The organism is Methylomonas sp. Kb3 (assembly GCF_002834115.1).
GTDB classification, from domain to species: domain Bacteria; phylum Pseudomonadota; class Gammaproteobacteria; order Methylococcales; family Methylomonadaceae; genus Methylomonas; species Methylomonas defluvii.
Genome location: NZ_PIZT01000043.1, coordinates 23,095 through 37,093 on the forward strand (window position 1 = coordinate 23,095; position 13,999 = coordinate 37,093).

A 13,999-nucleotide genomic window follows, 5' to 3' on the forward strand; every position below is an offset into this window, starting at 1 on the left:
AGTCGCAGAAATCGGCGGCCAAATGATCCCCTTTGAAGTCAAATATCGAGCCCATCATACTGGCGCGATAGAATTGAAAGGATTGATTTAAGGGAGCCTCTAAAAATTCATTTTTCAGAAATGTAGATTCAATTATTTCAATGCTTTACGAACAGTGATCAGGCGAAATTTTGAATTTTTAGAGGTTCCCTTAACTGTGCAAGCAAAAGAAAATCGCCCGCGGCTACGGCGTCACTAAATCGCTGGATGACTTCGGTTAATGACCAGTCTGCCACAAACCGGTGAAACTATCAGCCAGATCATGCGTCTGCCCGCACCGTTGATTTGCTAGTGGATGGAGGCATCGGAATTTAATCAACCCGAATTTAACGATTAAGCCGGGCATACGGCGATAAAAAATCAAATGGATCACAGATTTCATTTGGCCTCATGGCCGCTGGTTCGGTTCGTATTTAGCCAAAATCGATTAGTTGCTGGTAGAAGCCGTTGCCAATACATTGCAAACAAGCTGCCCACCAGAATTCCTGGCAGCGCTCCAAAAAACCAATAGTTCCGTCAGAACAATACTCAAATAAAATGCCCAGTTGACATCAGGTTTGAAGTACAGACCAGCAATAATAAATGCCCCGAGGAATAGATAAGCTAGTGATGTCAGATCTCTGAACATTAACCACATGCGATGCGCATGGGAAACCGCTGGGACTTTTTCGTGTTTCTTGAATATTCGATACCAAACCTTGTTTTCAATTTCTGGCGTTAAAGACCATTGATCCTGCAATTCAGGGATTTCTGCTTTCAGTCGATCATAATCCACTCGGATATCGCGTTGGGCATAGATTGAAAATGCGCGGTGGCCTGGCGCCGCATAGGGCCAGCGTAAATAAACCAGCGCATCTTTAATCGGTCTTGGAAGCATCAGGCTCAACGCTCCTATAACTGCTGTCGATCCAGCCGCGGCTAATCCGGTAAGTTTCCAGTTGGTCAGAAATGAAGCAACGATTTGAGTGTCTATTTCGATTCCCTGCGAGAAGAAATATAACAGCCCTGCATTAATCAATGTAATGGGAACGATAATTGGCATGTTGAGCGATTTTAACGATGGCATTCGATATTCTCCTATGGTTTGGTGACAGGGCCAGGTACTGCCAGTAGCCCTTCTGGTCGATAAATTAAACAGAGGCTTGGTACGTTGCCTCGCTCACTCGTCAGTTCGGCCAATGTGTTTCGGTCTTTCCCGGACGCGCCGCCGCCATTCGGATGGCTATGCCAAGTCCCCAAATAGGTGAGCGTATGGCTTGTATTCTTTTCAATAGTGCTGATTTGCTTTTTTAGGCCTTGAATACCGAGCACGAATTCGTCAGTTCGAAATTCACTATCCGTAGGAGGCGGAAGAAGGCCGGTTACATAGATAGTCCGTATTCCCCAATTGATGTGCCCGATTAAGACGCCTCCCGTTTCCAACGGTCTGCGCTGCTCAGTCTCCATGCGCATCCGATCTTTTAAGGCAACAGGAATCCTTAGCTCCCATTTTGATTTGTCACCAATAGAGAGAATTTCGATTTTTGTCGTAGGTTGACGCAGCCAATTCACGCCTAGACCGTTTTCAGCAAGCAAGCCGACCAGAAACTCCCCTTCCATTGGAATGCCGTTGTCGAGTAGCTGTGATGTTCGTTCAGAAATGCCTGCTGAGAACAACGAGATTTTTGCGTCAGACATTTTCATCGAAAACGATGCGCACCCTTGGCCGGTGCTGATGCGATCAAAATTAGTGGCTTGGTATAACGCGGCTCCAATCGGGCTGGAATCCAAGCCTATTTGATAAAGTTGGGCAACCAAATCGTCGACTCTGGGATTTCGATCCTTTCCCTCCAGACCAAAGAATCCAATTGTTCCACGGCCATACAGCGCAACTTGCAGCAGTGGTGCGCCGAACTGCTTTGGGCGAACCATGCAAAGAGCATCTTGGACAGAACTAGAAGCCGTCGCGTCGATAATTAGCCCGTTACATTTTGCAAATAGATCGGGCTTGTTTTGCAAAAGGGAAATAACATCTTCAAGAGGATTCTTGATCGGAGTAATTTGAGCTCCAACTTGCGTTAGAAGCGTTTCAGTTAACCAAACCTTGGGGAGCATGAATTCGGCGGCGGCCAGATTCGCCACAGCATGTCTCGCAACGTTATTTGGCGAAAAACAATCCTTGTCATAAAGCCTAAACGGACCGTGGCCAGCGCGTGCAAGATGTGTGGCAATTTTTGAACCCAAACTGCCGCAACCAATCATAGCAACTTCCTTGCAGCGGTCTGATTCATTGAATTTACGGTCTGAAGTTTCGGCTAGTAACTGTTGGCTCACTTTCTGAATCAGCACTAATGGAAATACCGATGTTCGAGTCAATTTCAGTCGGCGGTTCTCGTCCGAGGTAAAAGCAATTCCATAAGGAATGATTTCAATATCACTGCCTTCGCCGATCAGATTACAGGGGCGTTTCACGGCAAATAAGACTGTTACTTCCAGAGTTTGTCCTATCTGAGGTAGGGTAATGTTTTCGGTAATTTCCTTCAGACGGTTTTCCAATCCTGATCGACAGCCATAGCTTTCGGCTCTTAGTAGCAGCTGCTCCAGGCTGTCAACATCATCCGGCTGGTAAACACCAATCGTCTTCTTGGTGCCACCTGAAATAACGATTGCTAGTGAAAAATAGCTTCTAAACGGGGATCGCTCATTGCTTCCTATCCTAAACTTTCGAACCGCTTCTCCGATGTTAGTGTATGAGGTATTTTCATCAATGATCCGCCCCGAGTGTCCGACGATGGACTGACAATATTCATACCGAAGAAATTGGCTTATTGGATTTTTTGCCTTGGCAATGCGCTCACGAATAATGGATATATTGGTAACAATCGTCCCATCTACGCTATCCCTTCGAATAAGCTCCCATCCCTGACCAGAGCAATCCAGCAGCTCGCCAGTCGCCGCTTTTCTTAACCAGTCGGCGAGTTGATTAATAATGCCGTTTATCCAGTCTGGCTCATGCAATAAGTCGTCAAGCCTGCCTTCATAAATGCAAGGCGAAACCAATTCGCCTAATCTGCCCGGATTGATATGCGGATGAGCGCGGCTGAAGTCGGCGCGTAAAAAAAGGCTAGGTGCATGGGCGGGAAATGAGTTTGGAAACACAATTTTTACCCATTCCGTTGCCTTGACGCCTGTTGCCGTTATGCCTTTATCTCGTGCATCACGAGGCAATGGAACATCCATGTTGATTTCGATTGTCCAGTTATCCTGCTTATCCTTGCTGGGAGTGGTAGTTACACCATTGACAGAAGGGTGAACTGAAATTTGGTCAATCGCTGCTTTCACAGCGATTGGCAGTTCCGGTGACAGAAATCCCATGCGATCAGCCGTGTGGTTTGGGTTTTGCGCTAGAGGCAAGACCGGCGCCCAAGGTAACGTTGCTTGCCCGTTTGGGGCTTTTTTGGGGGCCTCCAGTTGTTAGAACGATTTCAATAACCTCTTGGTCTTTGGTTCCTGTGCAGACAAATTCGCCGCCGACATTGCTGGCGATGGCTTCGTACTGTTTTTTAGCGCCCCAGCACGGCGGATCGTTATCATCGTCTTTGATGACATTGCTGCTGGCAATAAGTTGGGCGTAGCGTTTTGCTTGAGACAGTGCCGACTTTGCGTCTTCGTCCACTTTAGGGTTCTTCGAACGGCTCCAACTGTCTTCCGACAAAGTGTGCCAGGAACAATGATGCGGCGTTAGTAAGATGTCGTAGCTTAAACAGTGCGGTGCATTTTGGTGTTTGCGCCATAGTTCGCGCCAGATTGCGACTTCCGCGTCGCCCCCACACAAAAATAGGTTGGTTTTAGAGCCGTAGGGCTGTGCGGCAATTTTAAATTGCAAGATGACGCTTGAGTGATTCTTGGACAGCCGGTCTTCGTCTTCTACATCCTTAGCCTGCAACGGGCCAAGCACATACACTTCGACCATTTGCGTTTCCTGCTCGTTAATCTTGGTGAAGGTTTGATCAACCTCGGTCAAGATTGCTTCCAGACCATCAGTTTTGCCGTTTTCATCCTTGCCGATAATGCGGATGCGATCGCCAGCTTCGCCAATTTTTTGGGCTTTTTTATACAAGTTCACGCGGCGTTTCGCTTCGGTATTAAAGTCTTTTGCATCCTGGCATAAGGTGTGACCCGTGCGTTTGTCTGCACGTCGCCACACGATCGGGGACGACCAAATTTCTTGAATGATGATTTTTGCTTGTTCGCCTTCCTTGGGTTGCTTGTAGTCATCAACGGCGCCAAGATGGAAATGTTTGGCCAAACCTCTCACATGATCTTGGTCAGGATGTGTTTGCAGGAAGACATCGATGTAAGGGCGTCCTTTCGAATCGATTTTTAGGCGACTTCTCAGCTCGCCGGCGACGTCGAAATAATCCTCATTGGCTTCGTCATCTGCACTTTCGCGGATGTTCATGTCTATCAAAATCTTGGTTTGCTTGTCGTCGTCAAGCTCGATCAGTGTCATATCACCGTTGCCAACCGGGAAAAATGTAATCTTTGTACTCAAGTTGAGTCTCCTGGAAAGGATGAATAAACACTAGATGTTCTAATAATTTAATAAAATTATCACAACATCTAGTGGCTAGTGTCGATATAGGGTTGCCTTTTTTCATTTCAAGGCTCACCTTAAAATAAATTTAATGCATCAATATCATTGACGCGATTCATCCTATCATCACTTTTCTCATCGTCAAGTATATTTTTGCATCAACTTGTGTGATGCAATTATTTTGACTAAGATATGTATCAAAGCACTCAAGGTTGTAAGCAAGACATGAAGCTCCTAAAACAAATCGCCACCATTCGCGCGGGCCATCCTTTTCGCGGCAAGATCGAGGAAGATCCCGAAGGAAATGCGCGCGTGATTCAGATGAAAGATGTTGATGCCGAGCGTGGTGTTAACTGGGACGGCTTGGTGGTAACCGATTTGCCGGGGAAGAAGCAGCCGGATTGGTTGAAGTCCGGCGATTTGCTGTTTGCGGCCAGAGGTAACCGCAACTTTGCGTTGCTATTGGAGGACGTGCCGTTCGACACGGTATTGTCCCCGCATTTTTTTCACCTCACCGTGAAACGCGAGGCCAAGGTTCTGCCGGGCTTTTTGGCTTGGCAGATCAATCAGGAACCGATTCAGCAATATTTGCAAAAATCGTCGCACGGCAGCATGGTGCAAGCCATCGGTCGACAAGAACTGGAAAACATGGCGCTGGCAATACCGCCGCTCGAAAAGCAGCATGCCATCGTGGCGTTGAACAAAACCTGGCAACAACAAGTGCGAGTGATGGTCGCCTTAACCGACAATATGCAGCGCACAATGACCGGCATCACCCGTCAGCTGCTGCGTGATAACTAGAAAAACCAGAGAATTCGCTATGAATGAAATAATGGATCCAATCAAACAGGACGACATCAACAAAGCCGTATGGGCTGCCTGCGACAGCTTTCGCGGTACCGTCGACCCCAGCATTTACAAGGATTACGTCCTGACCATGCTATTCCTGAAATACATCTCGGACGTCTGGCAGGATCACTACGACCAATATCAAAAGGAACATGGCGACGAGCCAGAATTGATCGAAGAGCTAATGAAAAGCGAACGCTTTGTGTTGCCCAAGTTCGCCAGCTTTTACAACCTTTTCGACCGCCGCCATGAACCCAGCAACGGCGAGCGCATCGACCAAGCCTTGCACGCCATCGAAGAAGCCAATATCACCAAGCTACGCGACGTATTCCAGGACATCAGCTTCAATTCCAACAAGCTTGGTGACGACAAACAAAAAAACAATATCCTGCGCCATCTTCTGGAAGACTTTAATAAATCCAGCTTGGATCTGCGCCCATCGCGAATTGGCCAGTTGGACATCATCGGCGGCGCTTACGAATTTTTAATCAAGAACTTTGCCGCCAGCGCTGGCAAGAAAGCCGGCGAGTTTTATACGCCGCCGGAAGTTTCCGACCTGATTGCCGAAATCCTGGAGCCGCGCGAAGGCGACGAGATTTGCGATCCGGCCTGCGGCTCTGGTTCCTTATTAATGAAATGCGGCCGCAAAATCCGCGATAACTTCAACGGCTCCAAGAAATACGCATTGTTCGGCCAGGAAGCCATCGGTTCCACCTGGGCATTGGCGAAAATGAACATGTTTCTGCACAGCGAGGACAATCACCGCATCGAATGGGGCGATACCTTGCGCAACCCGAAACTGTTGAATGCCGACGAAAGCCTCAAGCATTTCGACATCGTCACCGCCAATCCGCCGTTCTCGCTGGAAAAATGGGGTTACGAAGAAGCCCAACATGACCGTTTCAGCCGTTACCGTCGAGGCATCCCGCCCAAAACCAAAGGCGACTACGCCTTTATTCTGCACATGATCGAAACCCTCAAGCCCGGTACCGGCCGCATGGGCGTGGTCGTGCCGCATGGTGTATTGTTTCGTGGCGCCGCCGAGGGCCAGATTCGTAAAAAACTGATCGAAGAAAACCTGCTGGATGCCGTCATCGGCCTACCGGAAAAGCTGTTTTACGGCACTGGCATTCCCGCTGCCATCTTGATTTTCAAGAAGCGCAAAACCGACGACAAGGTGCTGTTTATCGACGCCAGCCGCGATTATCGCGACGGCAAAAACCAGAACTTTCTACGTCTGGAAGATATAAAAGCCATTGTCACCACCTATCGCCAGCGCGTATCAGTGGATAAATACGCCTATCTCGCCACTCTTGAAGACATTCAGGAAAACGACTTCAACCTGAACATTCCGCGCTACGTCGACACCTTCGAGGAAGAGGCGGAAATCGACTTGCTGGCTGTCCGAAAGGAACGCGAACAGTTAAAGGCGCAATTGGCCGAGCTGGAAATCGAAATGAATCATTACTTGAAAGAGTTGGGTTATGACGCTTGATGCCACAAACCATCAACTGCTGTCGGATATTCGGCAAATCATCGAGCAGGCGCGTCAGCGGGTATCTCAAACCGTCAACAGCGAGATGGTGCAGGCCTATTGGCATATCGGCCGCTTGATTGTCGAAGATGAACAGCAAGGGCAACAGCGCGCCGCATATGGTAAACAGCAGTTGCAACAACTGTCTGAACACCTGACCCGGGAGTTCGGTAAAGGCTTCGATGCCAGCAATCTGCGCAACATGCGCAGCTTTTATCTGTGCTTTCCAAATCGTGACGCACTGCGTCACAAATTGAGCTGGACACATTACCGGCTACTGATCCGTGTTGAAAATCCAAAAGCGCGGGAATGGTACATGCAAGAAGCCATGGATCAAAACTGGAGCGCGCGTGCACTGGAAAGGCAAATCGGCGTGCTGTATTACGAACGCCTGCTGGCCAGCCAGAACCGCGACGCCGTCGAGCAGGAAGCAAAGGCAAACACCATGGAGTTGCGCGTCAGGCCGGAAGATTATCTGCGCGATCCCTATGTACTGGATTTTCTGAATCTGCCGTCGCACAGCTTTCTGGAAAGCGAGCTGGAACAAGGCCTGATCGATAACTTGCAGCAATTCCTGCTGGAGCTGGGCAAGGGCTTTGCCTTCGTTGCCCGGCAACAACGCATCAGCACCGACGATCAGGATTTTTATATCGACCTGGTGTTTTACAACTTCAAGCTCAAATGCTTTTTGTTGATCGACCTGAAACTCGGCAAGCTAACTCATCAGGACGTTGGGCAAATGGATAGCTACGTGCGGATTTACGACCAGCATAAAAAAGGCGAGGACGACAACCCGACGATAGGTCTGATCTTGTGCAGCCAAAAAAGCGAAACCATCGCCAAATACTCGGTACTGGCCGACAACCAGCAATTGTTCGCCGCCAAATATCTGCCTTATTTGCCGACTGAAGATGAGCTGAGACACGAGCTAGAACGGGAACGGCAATGGGTGCAGCAACGTTTATTGGCAAAGAGTGACGACAATGAGATTTGAGGGAAAGGAATTGAGCCATGCTGCCTAAAGGATGGAAAAAATTATCGCTGGCAATGGTTGCTGAAGTAAGAACCGGCGTGGCTAAAGGCAAACAAAATTTGAAGAATCCAGTTGAATTGCCTTATTTAAGGGTTGCAAACGTACAAGATGGTTATATCGATATTTCAAATATAAAAACCATCCAAATCGAACAGGATCAAATAGAACGCTATAGCTTAAAAGCCGGTGATGTCTTGATGACAGAAGGCGGAGATTTCGACAAATTGGGACGAGGGGATGTTTGGAATGGCGAAATTAGCCCGTGCCTTCACCAAAATCATGTGTTTGCTGTTAGAACTGACCATTCGATATTGACGCCGCATTTTCTCGCTGCCTTGTCTGCGAGTCGATATGGGAAGGCCTATTTTCTTAGTTGTGCAAAGAAAAGCACTAACTTAGCCAGTATCAATTCAACGCAGTTAAAGGAATTTCCGGTACTGCTTCCCCCAACAGATGAGCAACAAAAAATCACGAGAATCCTGTCTGTTTGGGATCAAGCGATCTCGACTACTGAAAAATTGCTGACTAATAGTCAGCAGCAGAAAAAAGCTTTGATACAGCAATTGCTGACAGGAAAACAGCGGTTACCAAATTTTCAAAGTACAAGTTGGACTGAATACAAATTCAAAGATATTTTCGACAGAATAACTACGCGAAATGTTAATGGAGATACAAATGTACTGACCATTTCAGGCAGATACGGTCTGATTAGTCAGAAGGAAGCTTTTAATCGGGTCATTGCGAGTGATGATTTAAGTAACTACATTTTATTAAAAAAAGGCGATTTTGCTTTTAATAAGAGTTATTCAATCGGCTATCCATTTGGAGCAATCAAGCCATTGGAAAGGTATTCTCAAGGCATTGTTTCCGCGCTATATCTGTGCTTTGGACTCAAGAAGCCTAGTAACCATAATCATGATTTTTTTCGGCATTTTTTTGAAGGTGGTTATTATGACCATGAAATTTATGCCATTGCACAAGAAGGTGCCAGGAATCATGGACTCTTAAATGTGAGTGTGACTGACTTCTTTAATGGACATTTGAGAATCCCTGGTTTGGAGGAACAGATCAAAATAGCTAATGTGATTAACAAGGCTGAGCAAGAGGTGCTAAATTTTGAAGCTCAGTTGAAATTACTCACTGCTCAAAAAAAATTCCTAATGCAACAACTACTCACCGGCAAACGCCGTGTGAAGGTTGATGAGTCATGAACGCTGCCGTCCGCTTCGCCGAAATCGACCGCCTCAAATCCCGTCTGGACAGCCTGCGGCCGTTGCCGGAACACACCGTCCGCACGTTACATGAGCAGCAAGTGCTGGAATGGACCTACCATTCCAATGCGATCGAAGGCAACACCTTAACCTTGAAGGAAACCAAGGTAGTGCTGGAAGGCATCACCATCGGTGGCAAGCCGTTGCGCGAGCATTTCGAGGTCATCAACCACAAGGAAGCCATCGATTACGTCGAAGCCATCGTGCAAAACCAGGAAGCCTTGAGCGAGTGGCAAATCAAATCGATTCACCATCTGATGCTGAAAAACATCGACGACCGCAACGCCGGCCAATACCGCCAGGAAAACGTGGTGATCGCCGGCGCCGAACATCTGCCGCCGGATTATCTCAAGGTGCCGGAGGTGATGGCAGAATTGATGGACTGGTACAGCGGTTCAAGTGAGTTACACCCGGTCGAATGCGCCGCCCGGCTGCACGTCGATTTCGTCGGCATCCATCCGTTTGTCGATGGCAATGGCCGTACCTCGCGCTTGTTGATGAACTTCGAATTAATGCGGCGCGGCTTTTTGCCGGTGATCATTCCGGTCGAACAGCGCTTGGCTTATTACGACGCCTTGGATACCGCGCATACCCTTGGCAATTACAGCCTGTTTATCGAGTTGGTAGCCAGCCTGGAGCAAGCGACCTTGGAACGTTATCTGCGGATCGTGCAAGGCTCTTCGGACACCAGCCGATGAGCGTCATCCCCGAAACCAAGGAAGTCTTCAGCTCGCAAATACCGGCCTTGCAGGTGCTGATGGCGATGGGCTACGAGTACCTGTCGCCCGCGCAAGCCATGGAATTACGCGGAGGCCAGGCTGCCGAGGTGTTATTGCGTCCGGTCCTGATCGAAGAACTGCGCAAGCGCCGGTTCAACTGGAAAGGCCAGGACTATCCGCTTTCCAACAATGCTATTGACGAGATAATCCGCCAGTTGGCTTCGCCCGGTTTGGGCGAAGGCTTGCTGACGGCGAATGAGCGGCTTTATGACCGCTTAACTTTGGGGATTACCGTTACCGAATTCATCGACGGCAAAAAGGCGCAACCGACCATCGCCATTATCGATTGGGAAAATCCGCCGAATAACCGTTTTCAAGTCTCCGACGAATTCGAAGTGTTGAATGCCGGCGGTACCGGTACGCGCCGGCCGGACATCGTCTGCTTCGTGAATGGTATCCCGTTGGTGTGCATAGAAGCCAAGCGGCCCGATCCGCACAATCCGCACAAGGACATGCTCAAGGAGGGCATCTCGCAGCACCTGAGAAATCAAGGTGTCGCCGAGATTCCGCAGTTGTTTGCATACGCCCAACTGCTTTTAGCGGTAAACGGTTTGGATGGTCGTTACGGAACGACTCGAACACCGGCCAAGTTTTGGGCGTTGTGGCGGGAAGAACTGCTGCAAGACGATACCTTCGATGCGTTCAAGAACACAGCGTTATCGGATAGCCAGGCTGCACAGTTGTTCGGACACCGGCCAGTTTGGATGCGACAGTATTTCGAGAGCAAAGCGGCGCAGGGCAAATTGTTAGTGACAGGCCAGGACAAGCTGATAGTCAGCTTGCTTCAACCCGAACGATTACTGGAGTTCATGCGCTTTTTTATCTTGTTCGACAAGAAGAACGGCAAGATCGCCGCGCGCTATCAGCAGTATTTCGGCATCAAGAAACTGGTTGATCAGGTCACGCGCAAGGACAGCCGCGATGCTCGTCAAGGTGGGGTGATTTGGCATACCACCGGTTCCGGCAAGTCATTTACTATGGTGTTCATGGCCAAAGCGTTGATTCTGCATGAGCAGCTAAAACCCTGTCGCTTTTTCGTGGTGACGGACCGGATTGATCTGGAAACGCAGTTGAGCAAGGTATTTGCCAATGCCGGCGCTTTGGCGTCACCGAGGGACGTCGAAAAAGCCAAGGCCACGTCTGGCAAGGATTTGGCGCAGCGCATCAGCCAGGGTAATGAGCGAATTTTGTTCTCGATCATCAATAAATTCGCCACTGCTTCCAAACAGCCGGAATGCCACAGTCCCAGCTCCGACATTATCGTATTGGTCGATGAAGGCCATCGCGGCCACGGCGGCGAAACCCACGAGCGCATGCGCCAGGCGCTGCCAAATGCGGCATATATCGCCTTTACCGGCACGCCGCTGCTAAAAAACGATAAAACCACCAATAAATTCGGCCCCATCATTCATGCCTACACGATGCAAAGGGCGGTGGAAGACGGCACGGTCACGCCTTTGCTGTACGAAGAACGGGTGCCGGAATTGGGTACCAATGCCAAGGCCATCGATAACTGGTTCGAGCGTATTACCGAAGGCTTGACCGATAAGCAGCGCGCCGATTTGAAAATGAAATTCGCGCAGAAAGGGCCAATTTACAAGTCGGAGAGCCGCATCGAGCTGATTGCGCACGATATTGCCGACCATTTCGTCAAAAACGTGGCCGATGGCTTAAAGGCGCAATTGGCGACTGATAGCCGGACTTCTGCAATACGCTATAAGAAATATCTCGATGAAACCGGCTTGGTGTCTAGCGCTATTGTGATGTCCCCACCCGACACCCGTGAAGGTCACGAGGAAGTGGACGAAAGCCAGTCACCGGAATTGCAGCAATGGTGGCTAGCGCATGTCGGCAACCAAAGCGAAGAGGTTTATACCAAGGAAGTAATTCGTCAATTTGGCGATGAAGACGATCCGCAAATTCTGATTGTGGTGGATAAGTTGCTCACGGGGTTCGATGAACCCCGCAATGCAGTGTTGTATATCGACAAGCCGCTGAAACAGCACAACTTGATTCAGGCCATTGCCCGCGTCAATCGTCTGCATGAATTAAAGAAGTTTGGTTTGTTGATCGATTACCGGGGAATATTGAAAGAGCTGGATACGACCCTGGAGGCCTATCAAAATTTGGCCGAACGCACTCAAGACGGTTACGACATTGATGATCTGATCGGTTTGTATCGTCAGGTGAACACCGAATATAAAAAACTGCCGGTTTTGCACGACGCCTTATGGGCGATATTCAAAGAAGTCAAAAATCACGCCGACTTAGAGCAGTTTCGTCAGGTGTTGATTCCGCATTATCAGACCGACGACGCAGGTGACAGCTACGATGCAAAGCAAAAGGTGCGGGAAGACTTTTACGAGGCTTTGACGGCGTTTAGTTTGTGTCTGGAAATAGCGCTGGGTTCGAGCAGTTTCTACGAAGATCGCAGTTTTTCCGAAGACGATATTCGCACCTATAAGCGAGATGTGCGGTTTTTCAGTCAGCTACGGCAAATAGCCCGTCAGGATGCCGGCGAAACCATTGATTATTCCGATTACGCCGCGCGGATTAAAAAGCTGATCGATAAGCATGTGGTCGGTGAAGGCATTCGTGAGCCGGAAGGCATATTCATCGTCAATGAGTTGGGCAAGCAAAAACCCGAAGATTGGACCGATGAAAAGACCCGCAACGAAACTGACATTATTCGCACCCGACTGAAGAAAACCATCGAACAGGATTTGCAAGACGATCCTTATGCGCAAAAAGTGTTTTCGGAATTGCTGGATCAGGCCATTCGTGATGCCGAAGCTATGTTCGAACATCCCTTCAAACAATACGTGCTGTTTAAGGACTTGGAGGAAAAACTGGCCGAACGAGAGGTGCCGGATACGCCGGATCCATTGGCGTCCAATTCCCATGCCAAAGCGTACTTTGGGGTATTCAAATTGGTGTTCGGTGAAAACTCGTTCAACGCCTTGTCGGAGGCGGACAGGCAAGGTTACGTTGAACAGGCTTTTGCTATCGATGAACTGGTTGATAAGGCCGTAGCGGAAAATTCCGTCAATCCGCAAAACATTGAAGCTGAAATCCGTAAAGGTTTGTTGCCGCGCTTGTTCAAGTTAATCGGCATGGATAAGGCCAAGGAAGTCATCGAGCATATCGTGCAGATCACCCGAGTCGGCTTGTCCAGGGAACGATGATGCAGCAGTCGGTTCGCTACGGGGAAGAGCAAATAAATTACCAAATCACTTTTCTGGCCAGTAAAACGACCAAGATAGCTATCCACATCCATCCTGATGGTGTTGTTCAGGTCGATGCGCCCTTGGGCGCTGAATTGCCCAAGATCAAGCAAGTCGTCCAGAAACGTGCGCGCTGGTTATTGCAGAATCTGACGCGTATTCGTGAAGCGCAAGCTGAAGTGCTGCCCAGGCAATACATCAGTGGCGAAAGTCATTTCTATTTGGGGAAGCGGTACCCGTTAAAAGTACTGGAACTCACGAATAGTCATCGGCCGACCGTGAAACTGTTGCGCGGACAATTACAGGTTACCACTGCTGATCGCTCGACCGAAAAGTTAAGCCAGTTGCTGAAAGACTGGTACGCCTCGCACGCTCATCAGGTTTTTCATCGCCGCTTGCGAGCGTTGGCACCAGGCGTGTTGTGGTTGAATGAGGCTCTGCCGACGATTAAGCTTTTGACCATGCAAAAGCAATGGGGAAGTTGTTCGCCGCAAGGGTATATCTTGCTGAACCCGCATTTGGTAAAAGCCCCCAGAGAATGCATTGACTACGTGATCATTCACGAGTTATGTCATCTGAAGGAACACAATCACAGCCCTGATTTCTATCGATTATTGAGCCTGCAAATGCCGGACTGGAAACAGGTCAAGGCTAAGCTGGATGGGATGGCGGAGTTGTTGCTCAATTATTAGTT

The 13,999-nt window shown here is 48.9% G+C and carries 10 protein-coding genes; 7 read left to right on the forward strand and 3 right to left on the reverse strand.

All coding sequences use genetic code 11. From position 1 onward, the window contains the following. Positions 1-466: 466 nt before the first annotated feature. From CWO84_RS15170 to CWO84_RS15180, 3 genes are read right to left on the reverse strand one after another with little or no spacing between them, the layout of a single operon-like run. Entirely contained in the window at positions 467-1,105 is a 639-nt protein-coding gene (locus CWO84_RS15170; protein ID WP_101053580.1) for a hypothetical protein, read from the reverse strand. Between the two features lie 11 nt (positions 1,106-1,116). Further along, positions 1,117-3,393: a ThiF family adenylyltransferase gene (locus tag CWO84_RS15175; protein WP_101053582.1), complete on the reverse strand. Its 2,277-nt coding sequence runs from the start codon at positions 3,391-3,393 to the stop codon at positions 1,117-1,119. A gap of 4 nt (positions 3,394-3,397) precedes the next feature. After that, positions 3,398-4,573, reverse strand: coding sequence for a metallohydrolase (locus tag CWO84_RS15180; RefSeq protein WP_101053584.1), 1,176 nt, complete (start codon positions 4,571-4,573; stop codon positions 3,398-3,400). 267 nt (positions 4,574-4,840) lie between these two features. On the opposite strand from CWO84_RS15180, the gene CWO84_RS15185 reads away from it, so the two are divergent. Genes CWO84_RS15185 through CWO84_RS15215 form a run of 7 tightly spaced genes read left to right on the forward strand, consistent with a single transcriptional unit; the run spans position 4,841 to position 13,997 of the window. Further along, positions 4,841-5,416, forward strand: a complete 576-nt coding sequence (locus CWO84_RS15185) for a restriction endonuclease subunit S (protein ID WP_165786339.1) — start codon at positions 4,841-4,843, stop codon at positions 5,414-5,416. A 19-nt stretch (positions 5,417-5,435) separates the two neighbouring features. Further along, complete coding sequence (locus tag CWO84_RS15190) at positions 5,436-6,959, forward strand: type I restriction-modification system subunit M (protein WP_240618071.1); 1,524 nt, start codon at positions 5,436-5,438, stop codon at positions 6,957-6,959. Then, positions 6,949-7,992 carry a PDDEXK nuclease domain-containing protein gene (locus CWO84_RS15195; protein ID WP_101053588.1) on the forward strand — a complete coding sequence of 348 codons (1,044 nt, stop codon included), beginning with the start codon at positions 6,949-6,951 and terminating at the stop codon, positions 7,990-7,992. Before CWO84_RS15190 ends, CWO84_RS15195 begins: the two co-directional genes overlap by 11 nt. A 17-nt stretch (positions 7,993-8,009) precedes the next feature. Continuing rightward, positions 8,010-9,242, forward strand: a complete 1,233-nt coding sequence (locus CWO84_RS15200) for a restriction endonuclease subunit S (RefSeq protein ID WP_101053590.1) — start codon at positions 8,010-8,012, stop codon at positions 9,240-9,242. Beyond that, positions 9,239-10,000: a Fic family protein gene (locus tag CWO84_RS15205; protein WP_101053592.1), complete on the forward strand. Its 762-nt coding sequence runs from the start codon at positions 9,239-9,241 to the stop codon at positions 9,998-10,000. The genes CWO84_RS15200 and CWO84_RS15205 overlap by 4 nt, the downstream gene beginning before the upstream one ends. Continuing rightward, positions 9,997-13,266, forward strand: a complete 3,270-nt coding sequence (locus CWO84_RS15210; RefSeq protein ID WP_101053594.1) for a type I restriction endonuclease subunit R — start codon at positions 9,997-9,999, stop codon at positions 13,264-13,266. Before CWO84_RS15205 ends, CWO84_RS15210 begins: the two co-directional genes overlap by 4 nt. After that, complete coding sequence (locus CWO84_RS15215) at positions 13,266-13,997, forward strand: SprT family zinc-dependent metalloprotease (RefSeq protein ID WP_101053617.1); 732 nt, start codon at positions 13,266-13,268, stop codon at positions 13,995-13,997. Before CWO84_RS15210 ends, CWO84_RS15215 begins: the two co-directional genes overlap by 1 nt. The last annotated feature ends 2 nt before the right edge of the window (positions 13,998-13,999 follow it).

Coding starts and splice junctions, on each gene's coding strand:
- CWO84_RS15190 (WP_240618071.1), top strand. CDS start 5,436: ATGAATGAAATAATGGATCCAATCAAACAGGACGACATCAACAAAGCC.
- CWO84_RS15170 (WP_101053580.1), bottom strand. CDS start 1,105: ATGCCATCGTTAAAATCGCTCAACATGCCAATTATCGTTCCCATTACA.
- CWO84_RS15185 (WP_165786339.1), top strand. CDS start 4,841: ATGAAGCTCCTAAAACAAATCGCCACCATTCGCGCGGGCCATCCTTTT.
- CWO84_RS15210 (WP_101053594.1), top strand. CDS start 9,997: ATGAGCGTCATCCCCGAAACCAAGGAAGTCTTCAGCTCGCAAATACCG.
- CWO84_RS15215 (WP_101053617.1), top strand. CDS start 13,266: ATGCAGCAGTCGGTTCGCTACGGGGAAGAGCAAATAAATTACCAAATC.
- CWO84_RS15175 (WP_101053582.1), bottom strand. CDS start 3,393: ATGGGATTTCTGTCACCGGAACTGCCAATCGCTGTGAAAGCAGCGATT.
- CWO84_RS15200 (WP_101053590.1), top strand. CDS start 8,010: ATGCTGCCTAAAGGATGGAAAAAATTATCGCTGGCAATGGTTGCTGAA.
- CWO84_RS15205 (WP_101053592.1), top strand. CDS start 9,239: ATGAACGCTGCCGTCCGCTTCGCCGAAATCGACCGCCTCAAATCCCGT.
- CWO84_RS15195 (WP_101053588.1), top strand. CDS start 6,949: ATGACGCTTGATGCCACAAACCATCAACTGCTGTCGGATATTCGGCAA.